The 19,849-nt window shown below is 65.8% G+C and carries 19 protein-coding genes and 1 riboswitch; of the genes, 13 read left to right on the forward strand and 6 right to left on the reverse strand.

The window, feature by feature from the left end; translation table 11 throughout:
• The first annotated feature begins 22 nt into the window (after window positions 1–22).
• From corA to BJP62_RS09735, 9 genes are all read left to right on the forward strand, one after another.
• On the forward strand, window positions 23–985 hold the full coding sequence (corA, locus tag BJP62_RS09695; protein ID WP_070529367.1) for a magnesium/cobalt transporter CorA: 963 nt from the start codon (window positions 23–25) through the stop codon (window positions 983–985).
• A gap of 292 nt (window positions 986–1,277) precedes the next feature.
• Window positions 1,278–2,570, forward strand: a complete 1,293-nt coding sequence (gene gshA / locus BJP62_RS09700; protein WP_070529369.1) for a glutamate--cysteine ligase — start codon at window positions 1,278–1,280, stop codon at window positions 2,568–2,570.
• 12 nt (window positions 2,571–2,582) lie between these two features.
• The gene (gene gshB / locus BJP62_RS09705; RefSeq protein ID WP_070529371.1) at window positions 2,583–3,533 is read left to right on the forward strand and encodes a glutathione synthase; all 951 of its coding nucleotides are present in this window, start codon (window positions 2,583–2,585) and stop codon (window positions 3,531–3,533) included.
• A 14-nt stretch (window positions 3,534–3,547) separates the two neighbouring features.
• Window positions 3,548–4,588, forward strand: a complete 1,041-nt coding sequence (locus BJP62_RS09710) for an FAD:protein FMN transferase (protein WP_070529373.1) — start codon at window positions 3,548–3,550, stop codon at window positions 4,586–4,588.
• Between the two features lie 95 nt (window positions 4,589–4,683).
• On the forward strand, window positions 4,684–5,634 hold the full coding sequence (locus BJP62_RS09715; protein WP_070529375.1) for an IS481 family transposase: 951 nt from the start codon (window positions 4,684–4,686) through the stop codon (window positions 5,632–5,634).
• Window positions 5,635–5,766: 132 nt separating this feature from the next.
• Window positions 5,767–6,162, forward strand: a complete 396-nt coding sequence (locus BJP62_RS09720; protein WP_070529377.1) for a PTS sugar transporter subunit IIA — start codon at window positions 5,767–5,769, stop codon at window positions 6,160–6,162.
• Between the two features lie 22 nt (window positions 6,163–6,184).
• Window positions 6,185–6,457, forward strand: coding sequence for an HPr family phosphocarrier protein (locus tag BJP62_RS09725; RefSeq protein WP_070529378.1), 273 nt, complete (start codon window positions 6,185–6,187; stop codon window positions 6,455–6,457).
• 20 nt (window positions 6,458–6,477) lie between these two features.
• Window positions 6,478–8,205 carry a phosphoenolpyruvate--protein phosphotransferase gene (gene ptsP, locus BJP62_RS09730; RefSeq protein ID WP_070529380.1) on the forward strand — a complete coding sequence of 576 codons (1,728 nt, stop codon included), beginning with the start codon at window positions 6,478–6,480 and terminating at the stop codon, window positions 8,203–8,205.
• A 161-nt stretch (window positions 8,206–8,366) separates the two neighbouring features.
• Window positions 8,367–9,014, forward strand: coding sequence for a MarC family NAAT transporter (locus BJP62_RS09735; protein WP_070529382.1), 648 nt, complete (start codon window positions 8,367–8,369; stop codon window positions 9,012–9,014).
• Between the two features lie 155 nt (window positions 9,015–9,169).
• Here BJP62_RS09735 and BJP62_RS09740 read toward each other — a convergent pair whose 3' ends face one another.
• The 3 genes from BJP62_RS09740 to BJP62_RS09750 all read right to left on the reverse strand — a co-directional run bounded on the left by BJP62_RS09740 (window position 9,170) and on the right by BJP62_RS09750 (window position 12,345).
• Complete coding sequence (locus BJP62_RS09740) at window positions 9,170–10,321, reverse strand: patatin-like phospholipase family protein (RefSeq protein ID WP_070529383.1); 1,152 nt, start codon at window positions 10,319–10,321, stop codon at window positions 9,170–9,172.
• A 234-nt stretch (window positions 10,322–10,555) separates the two neighbouring features.
• Window positions 10,556–11,473 (reverse strand): lysophospholipid acyltransferase family protein, encoded by a 918-nt coding sequence (locus BJP62_RS09745; RefSeq protein WP_070529385.1) that lies wholly within the window; start codon window positions 11,471–11,473, stop codon window positions 10,556–10,558.
• On the reverse strand, window positions 11,470–12,345 hold the full coding sequence (locus BJP62_RS09750) for a lysophospholipid acyltransferase family protein (RefSeq protein ID WP_070529387.1): 876 nt from the start codon (window positions 12,343–12,345) through the stop codon (window positions 11,470–11,472). Before BJP62_RS09750 ends, BJP62_RS09745 begins: the two co-directional genes overlap by 4 nt.
• A gap of 80 nt (window positions 12,346–12,425) precedes the next feature.
• On the opposite strand from BJP62_RS09750, the gene metK reads away from it, so the two are divergent.
• The gene (gene metK / locus BJP62_RS09755; RefSeq protein ID WP_070529389.1) at window positions 12,426–13,592 is read left to right on the forward strand and encodes a methionine adenosyltransferase; all 1,167 of its coding nucleotides are present in this window, start codon (window positions 12,426–12,428) and stop codon (window positions 13,590–13,592) included.
• Window positions 13,593–13,633: 41 nt separating this feature from the next.
• Here the strand turns inward: metK and BJP62_RS09760 are convergent, their stop codons facing one another.
• Entirely contained in the window at window positions 13,634–14,542 is a 909-nt protein-coding gene (locus BJP62_RS09760; RefSeq protein ID WP_070532576.1) for a cation diffusion facilitator family transporter, read from the reverse strand.
• A 110-nt stretch (window positions 14,543–14,652) separates the two neighbouring features.
• On the opposite strand from BJP62_RS09760, the gene BJP62_RS09765 reads away from it, so the two are divergent.
• Window positions 14,653–14,976, forward strand: a complete 324-nt coding sequence (locus tag BJP62_RS09765; protein ID WP_070532579.1) for a rhodanese-like domain-containing protein — start codon at window positions 14,653–14,655, stop codon at window positions 14,974–14,976.
• A 22-nt stretch (window positions 14,977–14,998) separates the two neighbouring features.
• On the opposite strand, the gene BJP62_RS09770 is transcribed toward BJP62_RS09765, so the two are convergent.
• Window positions 14,999–15,571 carry a YSC84-related protein gene (locus tag BJP62_RS09770; RefSeq protein ID WP_070529390.1) on the reverse strand — a complete coding sequence of 191 codons (573 nt, stop codon included), beginning with the start codon at window positions 15,569–15,571 and terminating at the stop codon, window positions 14,999–15,001.
• A 104-nt stretch (window positions 15,572–15,675) separates the two neighbouring features.
• Window positions 15,676–16,284 carry a YSC84-related protein gene (locus tag BJP62_RS09775; RefSeq protein ID WP_070529392.1) on the reverse strand — a complete coding sequence of 203 codons (609 nt, stop codon included), beginning with the start codon at window positions 16,282–16,284 and terminating at the stop codon, window positions 15,676–15,678.
• 194 nt (window positions 16,285–16,478) lie between these two features.
• Here BJP62_RS09775 and BJP62_RS09780 point away from each other — a divergent pair, with 194 nt between their 5' ends.
• Window positions 16,479–17,813: a hemolysin family protein gene (locus BJP62_RS09780; RefSeq protein ID WP_070529394.1), complete on the forward strand. Its 1,335-nt coding sequence runs from the start codon at window positions 16,479–16,481 to the stop codon at window positions 17,811–17,813.
• A gap of 31 nt (window positions 17,814–17,844) precedes the next feature.
• Window positions 17,845–18,078: riboswitch (S-adenosyl-L-homocysteine riboswitch) on the forward strand.
• Between the two features lie 37 nt (window positions 18,079–18,115).
• Window positions 18,116–19,546, forward strand: a complete 1,431-nt coding sequence (gene ahcY, locus BJP62_RS09785) for an adenosylhomocysteinase (protein ID WP_236943705.1) — start codon at window positions 18,116–18,118, stop codon at window positions 19,544–19,546.
• Window positions 19,547–19,849 lie beyond the last annotated feature (303 nt).

A 19,849-nucleotide genomic window follows, 5' to 3' on the forward strand; every position in this document is an offset into this window, starting at 1 on the left:
TCGATCAACCGGGGGATCAGCCGTGCTGTCTGCTTTCGTACTGTCGCAAGGCCGCCTGATCCAGGTTCCGATCGAATCCGCGGCCGACCTCGCCCGTCCCGAAGTGTTCTGGGTCGACCTCGTCGACCCGAGCGACGCCGAGCGCGACCTGGTCGAATCGGTATTCCGCTACGAGCTGCCCGAGGACGAAGACCTCGAGGACATCGAGGAATCGGCGCGCTGCTATGTCGACCATGCCGGGCTGCATCTCAATTCCTACTTCCTGCACCAGGACAGCGAAGGCGCGGCCAACGTCACCGTCTCCTTCCTGCTCAACCGCGGCCGGCTGCTGACGATGCGCCAGGAAGAGCTCGCCGTGTTCCGGCTGTTTCGGCTGCGCGCACGCGTCCAGCCCGGCTTCGTCGAGAACGCCGAGGACGTGCTGCTCGGCATTTATGCGGTTGCGGTCGAGTACGACGCCGACGTGCTCGAGGGCGTCTACACCCGGCTGGAGAGCGTCAGCGCCCGCGTGCTCAAGGGCAGCGACGCGCTCAACGACGAGGGCATGGCCGAAACGGTGTCCGACATCGCCCAGCAGGAAGACATCAACGGCAAGGTGCGGCTCGACCTGATGGACACGCGCCGCTCGCTGTCCTTCCTGCTCAGGAGCCGCTCGCTCAACCACGAGCAGGAAACCGACCTGCGCGAGATCCTCCGCGACCTCGAATCGCTGAACAACCACACCGCCTTCCTGTTCGACAAGATCAACTTCCTGATGGACGCGGTGATGGGGCTGATCAACCTGGCGCAGAGCAAGATCATCAAGATCTTCTCGATCGCCGCCGTCGTGTTCCTGCCGCCGACGGTGATCGCCAGCACCTACGGGATGAACTTCCAGACGATGCCCGAGCTGAACTGGGCGCTCGGCTACCCGTTCGCGATCGGACTGATGATCCTCTCGGGCATCGCGCCGTACTGGTTCTTCAAGCGCAAGGGCTGGCTCTGAGCACAGCGGCCCTGGTGGCCGTGCCCGCTTCCCTGGCCGCTTGAATACCGTTGTGACCGGCGGGACTTCGCCCACGCCTACCCGGCGGCACCGGCTTTTGCCAGCCGCTTCAAACGTACCCGCCGCCCGCCCGCGGCCGGCGCAGGCGGGCCGGCCGCGCCGGCGCCGTACCGCTACACTGGAATCGTCGGCATGGCGCTTTTACGCGGCAGGCAAGGGAAATCGCCGAGGTTGATTTCGCGCCCCTTGCCCCCATATGCTGGCCTCTGACTTCGCAAGACAGGACTGCGCCATGAGCGTCCCGCATCTCACGACCGCGCTAAGCGGCCCGCTTCAGGAACTCGAGCGCCGCATCCTCGAATCCCAGGCCGAAATCGAGCACTGGTTCCGCAACCAGTGGCAGGAATACACGCCGCCGTTCTACGGCTCGGTCGACCTGCGCAACGCCGGCTACAAGCTCGCGCCGGTCGACATGAACCTGTTCCCGGGCGGCTTCAACAACCTGAACCCCGAATTCCACCCGCTGGCGGTGCAGGCGGCGATGAGCGCGCTCGAGAGCTTCTGCCCCGACGCCAAGCGCCTGCTGCTGGTCCCGGAAAACCACACCCGCAACCAGTTCTACCTGCAGAACGTCGCCGCGCTGGCCAAGATCCTGCGCCAGGCCGGGCTGAAGGTGCGCATCGGCACGCTCAACCCCGAAGTGACCGAGCCGACCGTGTTCGAGCTCGCCAACGGCAGCGGCATCGTGCTCGAGCCGCTGGTGCGCAAGGGCGACCGGATCGGCCTCGCCGACTTCGACCCCTGTGTCGTGCTGCTCAACAACGACCTGTCGGCCGGTGTCCCGGCGATCCTGCAGGGCATCGAACAGACCCTGCTGCCCCCGCTGCATGCCGGCTGGTACACGCGCCGCAAGACCGCGCACTTTGCCGAGTACGACCGCGTCGTCGGCGAATTCGCCAGGCTGATCGGCATCGACCCGTGGGTGATCAACCCCTACTTCACCCGCGTGGGCGGGCTCGACTTCCAGGCCCGCGAAGGCGAGGACCGGCTCGCGGCGGCCGTCGACGAGATGCTGGCGAAGATCCGCGCCAAGTATGCCGAGCACGGCATCACCCAGACGCCGTTCGTCATCGTCAAGGCCGACGCCGGCACCTACGGCATGGGCATCATGAGCGTGAAATCGGGCGAGGAGCTGCTCGGGCTCAACCGCAAGGCGCGCAACAAGATGTCGGTGATCAAGGAAGGCCTGCAGGTCCACGACGTCATCGTCCAGGAAGGCGTGCCGACCTTCGAGCAGATCGACGATGCGATCGCCGAGCCGGTCGTCTACATGCTCGACCGCTTCGTCATCGGCGGCTTCTACCGCGTGCATACCGAGCGCGGCATCGACGAGAACCTGAACGCGCCGGGCGCGCACTTCGTGCCGCTGGCGTTCGCCGAACCGCTGTCGACGCCCGACTGCGACGGCTCGCCCGACTGCACCGCCAACCGCTTCTACGCCTACGGCGTCGTCGCCCGGCTGGCCCTGCTCGCCGCCGCCCACGAACTGGAAACCACGGCCCCCAAAGTCGCCGTCGCCGCGTAAAAGGACTCCGTCATGCGCCTGCTCGTCATTGCCGATCCGCTCGCCGGGTTCAAGATCCACAAGGATTCGACCTACGTGATGCTGCGCGAGGCGGCCAGGCGCGGCTTCGAGATCCACACCGCGCTCGCCGACGACCTGCGCGTCCACCGCGGCCACGTCGAGATCACCGCGCGGCCCTTCGTGTTCTCGGCAACGCAGGAATACAAGCACTGGTTCGTCTCGGGCGAGCCGGCGACGCTGAGGCTGAGCGGTTTCGACGCGGTGATCATGCGCAAGGATCCGCCGTTCGACCAGCAGTACCTGTACAACACCCACCTGCTGAGCCTGGCCGAGGCACAGGGCGCGCGCGTGTTCAATCCGGGCCAGGCGTTGCGCGACTACAACGAGAAGCTGGCGATCCTCAAGCACCCCGAGTTCACCATCGACACGCTGGTCACCCAGCGCGACGACGATTTGCGCGCGTTTCTGGCCGACCAGCACGACATCATCCTCAAGCCGCTCGACGGCATGGGCGGCATGGGCATCTTCCGGCTGCGCCGCGAGGACCCGAACATCGGCAGCATCATCGAAACGCTGACCGACAACGGCCGCCGCACCATCATGGCGCAGCGCTACCTGCCGGCGATCAAGGACGGCGACAAGCGCATCCTCCTGATCGACGGCAAGCCGGTCGACTGGTGCCTGGCACGGATTCCCAAGGACGGCGAAACCCGCGGCAACCTCGCCGTCGGCGGCACCGGCGTCGCCCGGCCGCTCTCGGGCCACGACCGCGAAATTGCCGAAGCACTCGGTCCCAAGCTCGCGGCGCAGGGCCTGCTGCTCGTCGGCCTCGACGTGATCGGCAAGCACGTGACCGAAATCAACGTCACCAGCCCGACCTGCTTCCGCGAGATCAGCGACCAGAGCGGCATCGACGTCGGCGCGCTGTTCATCGACGCGCTCGAACGGCGGGTATCGGCTTGATACTGCCGGGGCTGATGCGCCGTTCCGGTGCGCTGGCCCTGCTGGCAGCAACGCTGCTGCTCGGCGGCTGTGGCAAAGACCCTTTGTACACGCAGGAAGGCTATGTGTTCGGCACCCGGGTCGAAATCTCGATCTGGGGCCTGTCACACGACAAGGCGGCGACGCATGCCGCAGCCGTCCTTGCCGACCTCGACCGGCTCAACGCCAAGCTGCACGCGTGGCAGCCGTCGGAACTCACCCGGCTCAACGCCCGCTTCGGCCGTGGCGAACCGGGCGAGGCCGACGCCGAGCTGATCGCGCTGCTCAAGCAGGCCAAGGATTACGAGGCGCGCTCGGACGGGCTGTTCAACCCGGCGATCGGCGGCCTCGTCACCGCCTGGGGCTTCCACCGCGACAGCTTTTCGCCGGTGACGCCCGATCCGGTCACGCTCGCACTGCTGCTCGAACGCAAGCCCTCGCTTGCCGACGTCGAATTCGGCGACGGCGGCAGGGTCAGCAGCCGCAATCCCGGCGTGGCGCTCGACCTCGGCGGCTTCGCCAAGGGCTGGGCGCTCGACCGCGAAGCGGCGTACCTGCGCAAGAACCGCGTCTACAACGCCCTGCTCAACATCGGCGGCAACGTGCTCGCGCTCGGCAAGAAGGGCGACGCGCCGTGGACGATCGGCCTGCAGCATCCGCGCCAGCCGCGGGCAATGGCGACGCTGGCGCTGCGCGACGGCGAGGCGATCGGCACCTCGGGCGACTACCAGCGCTACTTCGTCAAGGACGGCCGCCGCTACAGCCATCTGATCGACCCGCGAAGCGGATCGCCGGCGCAGACGATGCAGGCCGCGACGGTGCTGGCACCGGCGTCGCGCGAGGCCGGCGCGATCTCGGACGTCGCGACCAAGCCGGTCTTCATCGGCGGCATCGGCAGCGCCCGCCACTACGCGCAGCGCTTCGGCGTCAACGACGTACTGGTCGTCGCGAACGACGGCAGCGTCTACGTGACGCCGACGCTGCAGCCGCGGCTGACCTGGCTGGTTCAGCCGCCGCACCTGTACTGGCTGCGCTAGGTGTGAAGGTTCAATAGGTTGTTTCGGGTGTTCACCCGGAGAAGTTCTGCGAGACTGGAAATCGCCAAACCCCCAGTCACAGAACAAGACACCGGATGAACACACATAAGAATGCCCGACTGACGTATCTGCGTCGCCTGGAAATGGTTCAGGACATCACCGAGCATGGTTTGTCGACCGCGGCGGCGGCGGCACGCCATGGCGTAAGCGCGGTCACCACCCGCAAGTGGCTGGGCCGCTATCTGGTCGGCGGCGCGGCTGCCTTGCTCGACAAATCCTCGCGTCCCGAGCGCTCGCCACGTGCCATTGCGCCCAGCGTTGCCCTGACGATCATCGAATTGCGTCGCAAGCTGTTCCTGCAGGCTCGCATCGCAAGCTATATCGGCGTGTCCAAAGCAACCGTCAGTCGCGTGCTGCGACACGCAGGGCTATCGCGGTTAAGCGACCTGCAGCCCGCAGAGCCTGTGCAGCGCTACGAGCGCGAAATGCCCGGCGAACTGCTGCACGTCGACATCAAGAAGCTCGCCCGCTTCGAGCAGGTCGGCCATCGCATCACCGGCGATCGTCGCCAGAACAGCCGAAACAGCGGCTGGGAATATCTGTTCGTGGCGATCGACGACCATAGTCGCATCGCCTTCACCCGACTCTACCCCGACGAGCGCCGCGCCAGCGCCATCGACTTCCTGCGTGCGGCCAACGACTACTTCAAAACGCTGGGCGTACCGCTCCAGCGCCTGATCACCGATAACGGGCCCGCCTTCCGCTCCCATGACTTCGGCCGCGTTTGCGTTGAACTGGGCATTAAGCAGAGGTTCACCCGCGCCTACCGACCGCAAACCAACGGCAAGGCCGAGCGCTTCATCCAGTCCGCGCTGCGCGAATGGGCCTACGGCCAAACCTATCAACACTCGGATGAGCGCGGCGCAGTCCTGAGGTATTGGAATCATTATTACAACTGGCACCGTCCGCATCACGGCATCGGCTGCCACGTGCCCATGTCCCGTCTCTCAGCAACGAAAAACAACGTCTTGACTCTTCACAGCTAGGCGATCCCCGAAAAAGACGCCACGCATGCGACATCGCCGTTTTTGCCTACGGCCACGGGTCGCCGGACCGGGGTGATTTGCGATATAACATGGGATTGCCCGGCCCAAAGCCCAGAAAGGAAGCAGCTCCGCATGATCGGCATCATCATCGTGACCCACGTGACGCTCGGCGACGCCCTGTACGCCTGCGCCCAGCACATCATGGGACGGCCACTGCCGAACCTGGCGCAGCTTGCGGTCAGCAAGGCCGACGACCCGGACACCGTCGTGCTGCGCGCGCGCGAGATCATCGAGCAGCTCGACGACGGCGCCGGCGTACTGCTGCTGACCGACATCTACGGCGGCACGCCGTCGAACGTCGCCAACCGGCTGATCATTCCGGGCCGCGTCGAGGCCGTCGCCGGCGTCAATCTGCCGATGCTGGTCCGCGCGCTCACCTACTGCCATCAGCCGCTCGAGGTCGTCGTCAGCAAGGCGATCACCGGCGGGCTCGAAGGCGTGCTCTACATGTTGCCCGAATCGCACTGACCCCCACGGAGACCACAAAAACATGCCGGTTCAGGACGTGCTTATCGTCAACAAGCTCGGGCTGCACGCCCGTGCGTCGAGCAAGCTCACCCAGCTTGCCAGCCGTTTTCAATGCGAAGTCTGGATCACCCGCAATGCCCGTCGCGTCAACGCCAAGTCGATCATGGGCGTGATGATGCTCGCCGCCGCCAAGGGCAGCACCGTGACGCTGGAAACCAGCAATGGCCCCGATGAGGCCGAAGCCATGACCGCACTGACCGAACTGATCGCCGACAAGTTCGGCGAGGGCGAATAAACCGCCAGCTGGAGACGAGCATGAGCCTCACGCTACACGGCATCGGCATCGGCGGCGGCATCGCCATCGGTCACGCCCACCTGATGTCGCACACCGACATCGAGATTGCCCAGTACCTGCTCGACGACGCGCAGGTGCCGGCCGAGCTGACCCGTTTCGACGATGCAATCCGCGTCACGCGCAAAGAACTGGAAATGCTCTGGGGCAGCATCCCCGAGAATGCACCGACCGAGCTCGGCGCCTTCCTGTCGCTGCACCTGATGCTGCTGAACGACCACACGCTGTCGAAAGAACCGCGCGAGCTGATCGAGACGCAGCGCTGCAACGCCGAGTGGGCGCTGAAGCAGCAGCTCGACACCCTGCTGGCGCAGTTCGACGAGATCGAAGAGGAATACCTGCGCGAGCGGCGCAGCGACGTGATCCAGGTTGCCGAGCGCATCTTCAAGGCGCTCGCCGGCCATGATCCGGTCGCGCACCTGCCGGCATCGCAGGCGCGCGACAGCATCCTGGTCGCGCACGACCTCAGTCCGGCCGACATGGTGCTGTTCAAGGACACGAGCTACGTCGCCTTCGTCACCGACGTCGGCGGCCCGACCTCGCACACCGCCATCCTCGCCCGCAGCCTAGACCTGCCGTCGGTGCTCGCGCTCAAGCACGCGCGCGGGCTGATCCGTGAAGGCGAGATGGTCATCGTCGACGGCGTCAACGGCTTCGTCATCGTCGACCCGGACGAACTGATCCTCACCGAGTACCGGACCCGCCAGCACGAATGGCTGCAGAAGCAGTCGGCGCTGCAGGACATCCGCGAAAGCCGGCCGGTGACGCGCGACGGCATCGAGGTCGAGCTGTTCGCCAATATCGAGCTGCCCGAAGACACCACGCTGGCGCTGGCCAACGGCGCGACCGGCATCGGCCTGTTCCGCTCCGAATTCCTCTTCCTCAAGGAAGAAGAGCTGCCGAGCGAGGAGGAACAGTTCGAAGCCTACAAGGCCGTGGCGCAGAACATGGCCGGCATGCCGGTGATCATCCGCACCGTCGACCTCGGCAAGGACAAGATCGCCACCTGGCAGGAAGACACCGACGCGCCGAACCCGGCGCTGGGCCTCACCGGCATCCGGCTGTGCATGGCCGAGCCGTCGATGTTCCGCACCCAGCTGCACGCGCTCTTGCGGGCATCGGCATTCGGCAAGATCAAGCTCTTGATCCCGATGATCTCGACGATCGCCGAGGTCAGGCAGACGCGGCGTCACCTCGAGGAAGTGAAGGCGCAGTTGCGTGCCGAAGGCATCGCCTTCGACAGCGATATCGAACTCGGCGGCATGATCGAAGTACCCGCGGCGGCGCTGACGGTACGCGGCCTGCTCAAGCACCTCGACTTCATTTCGATCGGCACCAACGACCTGATCCAGTATTCGCTCGCGGTCGACCGCAACGACGACACGGTCTCGCACCTGTACGACCCGCTGCACCCGGCCGTGGTCAAGCTGCTGTCGCTGATCATCGACACCGCCAACGCCGTCGGCAAACCGGTGTCGATGTGCGGCGAAATGGCCGGCGACCCGGCGCTCACCAGGCTGCTGCTCGGCCTCGGGCTGCGGCGTTTCTCGATGCTGCCGGCGCAGTTGCTGAAGGTGAAGCAGCAGGTACTCGGCACCGACGTCGCCACGCTGACGCCGCTGATCGAGGCGATGTGCGATACCAGCGACTCGGACGAGCTGCGCGCGCTCGCCGTACAGCTGGACGCCTGAGCTGACGCCACCCGGTGCCCGGCGGCGCGCCGGGCGCCGCCTGCTGCCGGCCTCGAGCGGCCAGCGCGGAATTGACGCAAAGCAATAGGTCGTTTCCCGCAGCTGCCCGCCGGCGGCGGCCGCCCTATCATGCAGTCAGCCCACGCCTCCGCGAGCCCATCATGCTGTTGCACTGGCAGTTCTTTTTCGGCGCCCTGATCAGCCTGGTCACGATGACCAACCCGCTGTCGAAGATCCCGATGTTCATTTCGCTGACGCAGAACATGAGCGAACCGCGCCGCCAGCGCCAGGCGGTGCGCGCCAGCTGGATCGCCTTCCTGATCATGACGGTGTGCCTGATCGCCGGCAACGTCATTCTTTCGGTCTTCGGCATCTCCTACGGCGCGCTGCGCGTCGCCGGCGGCATCGTCATCGGCCTGCTCGGTTACCGGATGCTCTACCACCTCCAGGATCCGGGCATGGCGCCGAAAGGGGCCGGCAGGCGCGACCGCAGCGACTACGCCTTCTTCCCGCTGGCGATGCCGGCGATCGCCGGGCCGGGGACGATCGCCGTCGTCATCGGCCTCTCGACCGAGATCGTCGAAAAGCCGACGCTGACCGGCAAGGCGGTGACCTTCGCGCTGACGCTGGCGGCGATCGGCATCTCGAGCCTGGTGATGTGGATGACGCTGCGCTCGTCGACGATGATTTCCGAGCGGCTGGGCCGCCCCGGCCAGGAGATCATGACCCGGCTGATGGGCTTCGTGCTGATCTGCGTCGGCATCCAGTTCATCGGTTCGGGAGTACGCACCTTCATCGCAGGCAGCTGAAGCCTACGCCGTTAGACGGCTACGCCTGCGCGGATCGGGCCCATCCGATGCTCGAACTCCTCATGGACCATATGTCCATTCCGGGTTCTGTGCTTCGGGTGGGCCCGATCCACTTTGGCTCGCCCGCCTACTGGCATAGGCTTTTGCGCAATGATTCAAGCACGCGCCGTGCGCTGGTTGATATGCCGCGTCACCCGCTGGCCGTTGCCCTCGACGTCGGCGAGCACCCAGTCGTCCGGCAGTGACGCCACCGTGGCGTCGTACTCGATGCCGAGCCGTTCGGCATGGTCGCGGCAGAAGCCGAGCCCGGCGTCGAAGCCGATCCGGAACAGCGTATGCATGTTCGAGTACGTCCAGTCGAACATCGCCGCCCAGCGCTCGTCGGGCAGGTCGGGCGACAGCAGCGGCACCTTGAGCAGCGCGCGCTTTTCGCTACCGTCCGGATTGCGGTTGTGTGCCAGTTCGAACAGTTTGAGGTCGTCGCGGGCGATTTCGGTCAGCGGCGTGATGATCGACATCACCCACGCGTCGTACAGGTCGCGCGGCGCGCGCAGCAGCCGGTCGGCACCGAGTACGTCGAACACGACGATCGTATCGACATCGGGCTCGCTCGCATCGTCGCCGATCAGCGCCTTGAAGTTCAGCGTGTCGAGCGCCGCACCCTCGATGTAGCGCTCGCCGTCGATCTCGGTCGGCGGATACAGGAAGGGAAACGACAGTGCGGCGCGGAAATGCCGCACGTCGAGATCCTGGCCGCGCCACTGCGCCATCTCGTGCCGGTCGACGTTGTACGCGTTCAGGTAGACCGGCCTGTCGAACGTGCGCAGCCGGTCGAAGTCGACGACGTCCTCGATGAACGGCACGTGCGCACACAGACCGAGGCTCTCGGCGCCCAGATCGGTCGGCGTCGCCGTCGCCCACAGCAGTTGCTGCCAGTCGCTCCAGAGCCGGAACGCCGGGCTGACGTCGGCCATTTGCTCGACCAGTTGCGCGTACGGCGATGCCTTCAGCCCGTCGCGGAACAGCTCGGCGAGCTGGCCGGGCTTGTTGAACACCTTGTAGTTGACCGGAAACGCGCGGTACAGGGTATCGGAAATGCCCATGTCGACCATGCCGGTGAGCGCGGCGATCGGCGTCTTGCCCTTGGGCGCCGCGTACAGCAGGCCGACGAGTGCGCCGGCGCCCGAGGTCGAGATCACGTCGAAGGTCACCCGCTGCCGCAGCATTGCGCACAGCGCACCGGCCATCAGCGGCATGTTCGGCGCGCCGCCGCCGATCACCAGTGCAGTCCTGTTTGCTTTTGTCATGCTGTCTCTCCTCTGGGCAAGGGAGACAGCATAGCGCGTTCGTCGGCGCGACAAACGGTGGCGCCGCATACCGTCGCGGCTCAGTCACACCGCTCGGCAACGGGGCCGGCACCCAGGACAAATACCCCAGGGGCGCGGCATGCAGGCACGGCGTGCGAACACCTCCCCCGGGGGAATCCCGGCGGTCGCACCAAGGCGTACGGCAACACGGCCAGCAGGATTCTGCTCGCCTGCTCAGTCCTGCGGGCCCTTGCGGCCGTACAGGTCGGGCTCGCCGCGCGGCCGGGTCTTGAAACGCCGGTGCAGCCAGAAGTACTGCGCCGGGAAGTCGCGGATGCGGTCTTCGATGAAGGCGTTCATCCGCAGCGTGTCGGCCTCGACGTCGTCGCTCGGGAAATGATCCCAGACCGGGTAGTAGCGGGTGACGAAATGATTGCCCTCGAGCGTCGTCACCATCGGCACCACCACCGCACGGCCGAGCTGCGCCAGCCGCGCCAGCGCCGGTACGGTGGCGGTCTGGATGCCGAAGAACGGCACGAAGATCGACTCCTTGCGCCCGAGGTCCTGATCCGGCAGGTAGTACAGCGGCGCGCCCTGCTTCAGCGCCTTGACGATGGGCCGGATGCCGTCGGTACGGCGGATCAGCAGCGGTGCGCCGAAACGCGACCGGCCGAAGTGCAGCAACTGGTCGAAAGGGTTTTCATGCGTCGACGTGTAGACGCTCGCACCCCAGTGGTCGGCGGTGTGGGTGATGCCGCCGTAGTCGAGGCCGAGAAAGTGCGGCGCCAGCAGGATCACCGGCCGGTCCTTGACCGCGAGGTAGTGCTCGTAGCCTTCGCGCCGGACCAGTTGCCGGACGAGTTTTTCCGGGCCGAACCAGAGCTTGCCGTATACAAGCAGGCAGGTGCAAAACACGCGGTAGTGCGCGCGCAGCGTGGCGCGCCGCCGCGCCTCGGGCCAGTCGGGAAAACACAGCCGCAGATTGGTCAGCCCGACCTTGCGGCGCCTTGGCATCAGCCAGTACAGCAAGCTGCCGAGCACCGCTCCCTTGGCGCGCAGCAGCGGCATCGGCAGCCAGCGCAGCAGCCAGAAAGGCACGGCCAGCAGCTTGGCCGGCAGCGACAGCGTCTGCCAGGTCGTCGGCTCGCTCATGCTTGCTCCTCGTCCGGCACCGGCGCACCGGCCGGCCGCTTGTAGCGGTTGTAGCTCCACAGGTACTGCGCCGGCGCGCGGGCGACCAGCGCCTCGATCGCCGCGTTGACGATGGTCGCATCGGCGACGGCGTCGCCGGTCAGCGGCGGCAGCGGCTCGACGTGCAGCCGGTAGCCGCGTCCCCACGACAAGCGCTCGGCGAAGCACATCAGCACCGTCGCGTCGAACTGGCGCGCCAACTTCGGCAGCAGGGTCATCGTGTATGCTGGCTGGCCGAAAAACGGCGCCCACACGCCGTCGCCGGCACCAGGTGCCTGGTCGGGCAGCATGTAGGCGGTCTGGCCGGCCTTGAGCGTTTTCAGCAGGAGCCGCACGCCCTTGGCGTTGGCCGGCGCGGCAAGGCCGTTCTCGCGGTCGCGCGACGCCAGCATCAGCGGTTCGAGCGCCTTGATCTTCGGCGGCCGGTACAGCGCGGCGAGCTGGCGCGGAATCCGCATCGCCAGATGCACGCCGCAGGCCTCGATCGCGCCGAGGTGGGGCGAGACGAACAGGACCGGTTTCGGGCTCGCCAGCGCCGCGTCGACGTGCTCCCAGCCGCGGCGCTCGACCACGAGTTGCGCAACCTGCTCGGCCGGGCGCAGCCAGTGCACCAGCATCTCGGCGCCGGCCTTGCCGTGCTGCACAATACTTGAGCGGAGCAATCGGCTATAATCGGCGTCATTTTTCGCAAGTTTCGACTGACGCAGGTTCTCTGCCAGCCTTTGCCGGTAGGTCGGATCCACCGCCCAGACAAGCCAGCCCGCCACGGTGCCGACACCGTGAAAAAACCACAGCGGCAGCCAGGCAAGCGGGCGAAGCAATTTCAGCAGCATGTAATGTCCATTGATGATCTGCGGCGACGATTTTATCGGCTTTGCCGCGCGCCCGACATGACTTAGGAGCCCCGAGCCCCATGAAAGAATTCCTGTTTACATCCGAGTCGGTCTCTGAAGGCCATCCCGACAAGGTCGCCGACCAGATCTCCGATTCGATCCTCGACGCGATCCTGACCCAGGACAAGCACGCCCGCGTCGCCGCCGAAACGCTGGTCAACACCGGCCTCGTCGTGCTCGCCGGCGAGATCACCACCACCGCCAATATCGACTACATCCAGATCGCGCGCGACACGATCAAGCGCATCGGCTACGACCACAGCGACATCGGTTTCGACTACAAGACCTGCGCCGTGCTCGTCGCCTACGACAAGCAGAGCCCGGACATCGCCCAGGGCGTCGACGAAGGCGCTGGCCTCGATCTCGACCAGGGCGCCGGCGACCAGGGCCTGATGTTCGGCTACGCCTGCGACGAAACCTCGCAGCTGATGCCGGCGTCGATCTACTACGCACACCGTCTGGTGCAGCGCCAGTCCGAACTGCGCAAGGACGGCCGCCTGCCGTGGCTGCGTCCGGACGCCAAGAGCCAGGTCACGCTGAAGTACGACGCCGACACCGGTGCCGTCATCGGCGTCGACACCATCGTGCTGTCGACCCAGCACCACCCGGACGTCTCGCACGCGCAGCTGTCCGAAGCGGTGATCGAGGAGATCATCAAGCCGGTGATGCCGTCCGAGTGGCTGCAGAACCCGAAGTACCTCGTCAATCCGACCGGCCGTTTCGTCATCGGCGGCCCGATGGGCGACTGCGGCCTGACCGGCCGCAAGATCATCGTCGACACCTACGGCGGCGCAGCGCCGCACGGCGGAGGCGCGTTCTCGGGCAAGGACCCGTCCAAGGTCGACCGCTCGGCCGCCTACGCCGGCCGCTACGTGGCGAAGAACATCGTCGCCGCCGGCATCGCCAAGCAGTGCATGGTGCAGGTGAGCTACGCGATCGGCGTGTCGAAGCCCGTGTCGATCATGGTCGACACCTGGGGCACGTCCAAACTGTCGAACGAGCAGATCGTCAAGCTGATCGAGCGCCACTTCGACCTGCGCCCGAAGGGCATCGTGCAGATGCTCGACCTGCTGCGCCCGGTCTACACCCGCACCGCCGCCTACGGCCACTTCGGCCGCGAAGAGCCGGACTTCACCTGGGAACGCACCGACAAGGCCGAGGCGCTGCGCGCCGACGCCGGGCTGTAATCCAGCCGCAGGCAAGCAAACGGGGCCATCGGCCCCGTTTTTCATTGCTCGTCGGGTTCGCCCGCCGGATCGACGTGGGTCATCACGTCGAGCACCGGCAGTGCCGCCATCACCCGCTCGCGCGCAGCGACGGCGATCGTGTGGCCGGCCTTGACGGTGAGGCCGCCGTCGATCTCGAGGTGCACGTCGACCAGGATCATGTCGCCCATCTTGCGCGTTCGCAGGTCGTGCACGCCGAGCACGCCGGGCGTCGCGGCGACGATGGTGCGGATGCGCTCGATGTCGTCGGCGTCGGCGGCATGGTCCATCAGCTCGTGCAGCGACCGCCACGCGAACGTCCAGCCCATCCGGCCGACCATGATGCCAACGATCAGTGCGGCGATCGGGTCGAGCAGCGTCAGGCCGGCGAGGTTGCCGACGATGCCGATCGCGACAACCAGCGACGACGCGGCGTCCGAGCGCGCATGCCAGGCGTTGGCGGCCAGCAGGCTCGAACGCAGCCGCTGCGCGACGGCCAGCATGTAGCGGAACAGCAGCTCCTTGGCCGCCAGTGCGCCGAGCGCGACCCAGAGCGCAACCAGATGCACCTGCGGAATCAGTGCCGGCGTCTGCAGCTTCTGCAACGCCGACCACAGCATGCCGACGCCGACCGCGAGCAGGATCACGCCGATGACGAAGGACGCGGCGTTCTCGTAACGCTGGTGGCCATACTGGTGATCGGCGTCGGGCGCCTTGCCGCTGTAGCGGTTGGCGAACAGCACGACGAAGTCGGAAACGAGGTCCGACAGCGAGTGAATGCCGTCGGCGATCAGCGCTTGCGAATGCGCCAGCACGCCGACGACGATCTGTACCGCCGTCAGGCCGATATTGACGACGACGCTGACGAGCGTGCTGCGTCTGGCGGCACGGCCGGCGGCGTCGAGGCTGTGCGGATCGGGGCTGAAATTCATGCCGGCATTATCGTTGACGCAGCGCCGGCGCGACCAGCCGTCAATGCGGGATTGTTGCCCCATGTCATATGGCACAATCGCCGCCATCGACACCGTTCCAGGGCCAGACCATGCAACACCTCTCCCCGACCCAGCTCGCCGAATGGCTTGCCGACGACAGCCGCGCCAGACCGGTGCTGCTCGACGTGCGCGAAGGCTGGGAGGTCGGCGTCTGCGCGCTGGCCGGCATCACCCACATCCCGATGGGCGAAATCCCGTCGCGCCAGCTCGAACTCGATCCGGACGCGCCGACCGTGGTGATCTGCCACCACGGCATGCGCAGCTACCAGGTCGCCGGTTTTCTCGAACGCAACGGCTTCACCACGCTGATCAATCTCGACGGCGGCATGGCCGCCTGGGCCAACGACGTCGACCCGGCGTGTCCGCGCTACTGAGTCACCGTTGAGCCGACCGGGCTCAGTTCAGTTCATCGTTGACCGAGAATTTCGAACCGGTCAGCGTCGCCTCGGCGGCCAGCCCGGTTTCGGTCATCTGGTACATCCACACGCCCGGCGCCACGCTGGTCGCACCCGCGGCATCGCCGCCCTGGTCGTCGGCCTTGGCCGAGGCGTTGGCCTGCGCGCCGAACTGCCAGCCCGAGCGGATGAATTCGTTCAGCGCGCTCTTGTTCTTGAAGATGAAGACCTGCCGGTAGCTCTTGGCGCCCAGCCCCAGCCCGGCCTGTGCCCCGAGCATGTCCATATAGGTGACGTGGCTGTTGCTGCGATTGACCGCGATGCCATGACCGCTGTTGCCGCCGGCGAGCATGAGCTTGGCGCTGAAGTTGTCGAACACCGCGTAGCCGGCGCTGTGCGAGATCGCCGATTTCGATTTCGGATAGGTCTTGTAAAGCTGCGTCAGTGTTTCCGACGCCATTTGCTTGAGTTCGCTGCGCTGCGTCGCGGGGCTTTTGTCGTCACCGAACAAGCCCGCGCTGGCCTGGCCGGCCAGCAGCAAGCCACAAAGTGCAACGGTATAAAAACGGCGCATGCAATCACCTTATAAAGTTGATTTATGCAACCATTTTATCGCGATATCATAGCCCGCCGACCGGGCAAATTAACGCCAGCCGGCGGTATCAATGCCTATCCGGCCTATTTGCCCGAGTTCAGCTTCTTGTCGACGAAATACTTGCTGCCGCCGACCGTCGCTTCGGCGGTCAAGCCGGACTCGGTGAACTGATAGGCGTAAACGCCCTTGGTGATCATCGTCGCACCAGTGAGGCCGACGCCCTTGTCGCTGGCCTTGGCCGCGGCCGTCGCATCACCGCCGAACGCCCAGCCCGAAGTGACGAATTTGTTGAACGACTTCGGGCTGGTAAATACCAGCACCAGCCGCGAGTTCTTGATGCCAAGCCCAAGACCGGCCTTGGCCTGCGCGACACCCATGAAGGTTTCCTTCTTCGACGGCAGACTCACCGCCACGCCGCTGCCGCCGCCGGCACCTGCGAACAGGATCATCGCGCCGCCGGTATCGAACACCGCGTAACCGGCCGACTTGGCGATCGTCGCTTCGGCGTCGGGGTGGGCCTTGTAGACGTCGGCGAGCGTGTCACTGGCCATCTGGCGGATCTTGGCCCGTTGCTCTGCCGCCGGCGTTGCCTGCGCCTCGGGCTTGGCCTGGTCGCTGACGGCTTCGGCGAAGACCGGCTGAGCGGCCAATGCGCCGACGAGCGCCACGGGGAACAACCATTTGCACTTCATGATCCAGCCTCCTTGCCTTGGTGGGTGAACTCTAAACATAGACCGCCCGTGGCAAGGCATTACATACAAATTACCAAGCGCTGGTTGAGCGGAAGGTCTCGCCGGAATGACAAGGAAAGCTGGCAAGGTAGCCGGGCTAGCGGTCACAATGCCGCTACCGGTCTTCCGGCCGGCGCTTTCCCAAGGATCTTCCGATGAGCCTGACAACCGGCCTCTTCACCCTGCTTGCGCTGGTGTGCTTCAGCGCCTTTTTCTCGATCTCCGAAATCGCGCTCGCCGCGTCGCGCAAGTTCCGGCTGCAGATGATGGCCGACGAGGGCGAGGCCAGCGCGCCGCTGGTGATCGCGCTGCAGGAGAAGCCCGGCGACTTCTTCACCGTGGTCCAGGTCGGCGTCAATGCCGTCGCCATCCTTGGCGGCATCGTCGGCGATGCGACGTTCACGCCCTACCTGAGCGAGCTGTTCGCACGGTTCGGGCTCGAGCTGCAGCTGGCGACGACGCTGTCCTTCCTGCTGTCCTTCCTGATCACCACCGGCCTGTTCATCCAGTTTGCCGACCTGATTCCCAAGCGCCTGGGCATGCTCCAGCCCGAGCAGATGGCTGTGCGCATCGTCCGGCCGATGATGGCCTGCACCACGCTGCTGCGCCCGCTGGTCTGGCTGTTCGACGGCATCGCCAACCTGATCTTCCGCATCTTCAAGGTGCCGACGCAGCGGGTCGAGTCGATTACCTCGGACGAAATCGTCGCGCTGGTCGACGCCGGCGCCGAGGCCGGCACCCTGCAGCGCAAGGAGCACCTGTTCATCGAGAACATGTTCGAGCTCGGCGAGCGCTTCGTCACCTCGGTGATGACCGCGCGCGAGCAGGTGATCTATTTCACCGACACCGACAGCAACGACGTGATCCGCCAGAAGATCACCGACGAGCCGCACGCCAAGTTCCTGCTGTGCCGCGACGGCATCGACAGCGTCTATGCCTACGTCGACGCCAAGGACCTGCTGCAGCACGTGCTCAAGGGCCAGCCCGAGGCGCTGCAGGCGGGGCTGCGCCAGGTGGCGGTCAAGAACGTGCTGCTGGTGCCGGACACGATCTCGCTGTCCGAAGCGCTCGACCGCTTCAAGGAAACCCACGAAGACTTCGCCGTCGTGATCAACGAATACGCGCTGGTCGTTGGCATCTTCACGCTCAACGACGTGATCCGCCACCTGATCGGCAGCGTGACCGACCTCTCGCAGCAGGACCAGATCGTCCGCCGCGACGACAGCTCGTGGCTGGTCGACGGCGTCACGCCGGTCGCCGACCTCAAGGCGGTGCTCGAGATCGACGACCTGCCCGACGAGGAAAACTACGAAACCGTCGCCGGCCTCCTGATGTACCTGCTGAAGAAGATCCCCAAGAAGGCCGAGGCGATCGACTGCCGCGGCTACCGTTTCGAGGTGGTCGACATCGACCACTACCGGATCGACCAGGTGCTGGTCACGCGGCTGCCGCCGGGCGCAACAGCCGCCTCGCCGAACGGCGATGGCTGACGAAGCGCTCAAAAGCCGATAGAATTCAAGCCCTTCCGAGGAGCGCTGCGACCCTCTACGGAACCCGATCCAGCAAGCGAGCGAGCCAAAGCGGCTTGTTGCCGCCCGAAGCACAGGAAACGGAATGGACGTCCATGAGGACGACCCGAAGGTAGCCCCCTTGCGGGGTTCCGAGCATCGGACGGAAGCAAAACGCACAGGCGCAGCCGCTTGATGTACGGGTTCGGGGCCAGGCTCGGAACGAATCCAACGGCGCTCACCTGACCAACCCGTGCCGGGCACGGGGATAGCGGGTGAGCCGCATCCCTCCCGGCCACACGAAGGACTCTACCGTGGCCGAATTCACCGATTTTCACGTTGCCGATCTCTCCCTTGCCGCCTGGGGCCGCAAGGAACTGAACATCGCCGAAACCGAAATGCCGGGCCTGATGGCCGTGCGCGAACAGTTCGGCGCCGCGCAACCGCTGAAGGGCGCGCGCATCGCCGGCAGCATCCACATGACGATCCAGACCGGTGTGCTGATCGAAGCGCTGCAGGCGCTCGGCGCGCAGGTGCGCTGGGTGTCGTGCAACATCTTCTCGACCCAGGACCACGCCGCCGCCGCCCTCGCCGCCGCCGGCACGCCGGTGTTCGCGTACAAGGGCGAATCGCTCGAAGAATACTGGGACTTCACCCACCGGATCTTCGACTTCGGTAACGGCGAATACGCCAACATGATCCTCGACGACGGCGGCGACGCCACGCTGCTGCTGCATCTGGGCGCACGTGCCGAAACCGATCTGTCGCTGGTCGCCGATCCGACCAACGAAGAGGAAACCGTGCTGTACGCGGCGATCCGCGCGCAAATCGCCAAGGACCCGAAGTGGTACTCGACCCGCCTGGCCCACATCCAGGGCGTGACCGAGGAAACCACCACCGGCGTCCATCGCCTCTACCAGATGCACGAGAAGGGCCAGCTCGCCTTCCCGGCGATCAACGTCAACGACTCGGTCACCAAGTCCAAGTTCGACAACCTGTATGGCTGTCGCGAATCGCTGGTCGACGGCATCAAGCGCGCCACCGACGTGATGATCGCCGGCAAGGTCGCCGTCGTTCTGGGCTACGGCGACGTGGGCAAGGGCTGCGCGCAATCGCTGCGCGGCCTCGGCGCGACCGTGTGGGTCACCGAAGTCGACCCGATCTGCGCGCTGCAGGCGGCGATGGAAGGTTACCGCGTCGTGCTGATGGACGAAGTCGCGTCGCAGGGCGACATCTTCGTCACCACCACCGGCAACGTCGGCGTGATCACCCACGGCCACATGAAGGCGATGAAGCACAACGCCATCGTCTGCAACATCGGCCACTTCGATTCGGAAATCGAAGTCGCGTCGCTGCGCCGGTACAACTGGGACAACATCAAGCCGCAGGTCGACCACATCGAGTTCGAAGACGGCAAGCGCATCATCCTCCTGGCCGAAGGTCGCCTCGTGAACCTCGGCTGCGCCACCGGCCACCCGAGCTTCGTGATGAGCAACTCCTTCGCCAACCAGGTGCTGGCGCAGATCGAACTGTTCACCAAGCGCGAGCAGTACCCGGTCGGCGTCTACGTGCTGCCCAAGCACCTCGACGAAATGGTCGCCCGCCTGCATCTGGGCCGCATCGGCGCCAAGCTGACCACGCTGACCGACGAGCAGGCCGCGTACATCAACGTGCCGAAGGACGGCCCGTTCAAGCCGGCCCACTACCGCTACTAATCATTCGCTGGCTGCGCCTGCGCATCTCGCGCCCGTCCGGTGCTCGAAATCCTCATGGACCGAATGTCCATTCCGGTTTCTGTGCTCCGGGCGAGCGCGACCTGCTTTGGCTCGCTCAGCGACTGAGACTGATTTGTGCCGTCCGACAGCACTTGCCAAGAGCCGCCAACAATCGCAGCGGTGCTGGCAAGGCGTACGAACACGTCCCACAGGGACTCCCTGCGGTCGCAACAGTACAACGGCAAGCGGGTACACCAGCAGCGTTAGCGGCTCCAAGGGGCTTCGGTCCTTTTCTGCGTCCGC

This window comes from Jeongeupia sp. USM3, from assembly GCF_001808185.1.
Taxonomy (GTDB): Bacteria; Pseudomonadota; Gammaproteobacteria; order Burkholderiales; family Chitinibacteraceae; genus Jeongeupia.

Bases quoted from the DNA above. Each gene is read 5' to 3' on its own strand.
- BJP62_RS09725 (WP_070529378.1), top strand. From the start codon at position 6,185: ATGCCGGTTCAGGACGTGCTTATCGTCAACAAGCTCGGGCTGCACGCC.
- gshA (WP_070529369.1), top strand. From the start codon at position 1,278: ATGAGCGTCCCGCATCTCACGACCGCGCTAAGCGGCCCGCTTCAGGAA.
- BJP62_RS09710 (WP_070529373.1), top strand. From the start codon at position 3,548: ATGCGCCGTTCCGGTGCGCTGGCCCTGCTGGCAGCAACGCTGCTGCTC.
- ptsP (WP_070529380.1), top strand. From the start codon at position 6,478: ATGAGCCTCACGCTACACGGCATCGGCATCGGCGGCGGCATCGCCATC.
- BJP62_RS09750 (WP_070529387.1), bottom strand. From the start codon at position 12,345: ATGCTGCTGAAATTGCTTCGCCCGCTTGCCTGGCTGCCGCTGTGGTTT.
- BJP62_RS09760 (WP_070532576.1), bottom strand. From the start codon at position 14,542: ATGAATTTCAGCCCCGATCCGCACAGCCTCGACGCCGCCGGCCGTGCC.
- metK (WP_070529389.1), top strand. From the start codon at position 12,426: ATGAAAGAATTCCTGTTTACATCCGAGTCGGTCTCTGAAGGCCATCCC.
- BJP62_RS09765 (WP_070532579.1), top strand. From the start codon at position 14,653: ATGCAACACCTCTCCCCGACCCAGCTCGCCGAATGGCTTGCCGACGAC.
- BJP62_RS09720 (WP_070529377.1), top strand. From the start codon at position 5,767: ATGATCGGCATCATCATCGTGACCCACGTGACGCTCGGCGACGCCCTG.
- BJP62_RS09775 (WP_070529392.1), bottom strand. From the start codon at position 16,284: ATGAAGTGCAAATGGTTGTTCCCCGTGGCGCTCGTCGGCGCATTGGCC.
- BJP62_RS09740 (WP_070529383.1), bottom strand. From the start codon at position 10,321: ATGACAAAAGCAAACAGGACTGCACTGGTGATCGGCGGCGGCGCGCCG.
- BJP62_RS09770 (WP_070529390.1), bottom strand. From the start codon at position 15,571: ATGCGCCGTTTTTATACCGTTGCACTTTGTGGCTTGCTGCTGGCCGGC.
- BJP62_RS09745 (WP_070529385.1), bottom strand. From the start codon at position 11,473: ATGAGCGAGCCGACGACCTGGCAGACGCTGTCGCTGCCGGCCAAGCTG.
- BJP62_RS09715 (WP_070529375.1), top strand. From the start codon at position 4,684: ATGAACACACATAAGAATGCCCGACTGACGTATCTGCGTCGCCTGGAA.
- BJP62_RS09735 (WP_070529382.1), top strand. From the start codon at position 8,367: ATGCTGTTGCACTGGCAGTTCTTTTTCGGCGCCCTGATCAGCCTGGTC.
- BJP62_RS09780 (WP_070529394.1), top strand. From the start codon at position 16,479: ATGAGCCTGACAACCGGCCTCTTCACCCTGCTTGCGCTGGTGTGCTTC.
- gshB (WP_070529371.1), top strand. From the start codon at position 2,583: ATGCGCCTGCTCGTCATTGCCGATCCGCTCGCCGGGTTCAAGATCCAC.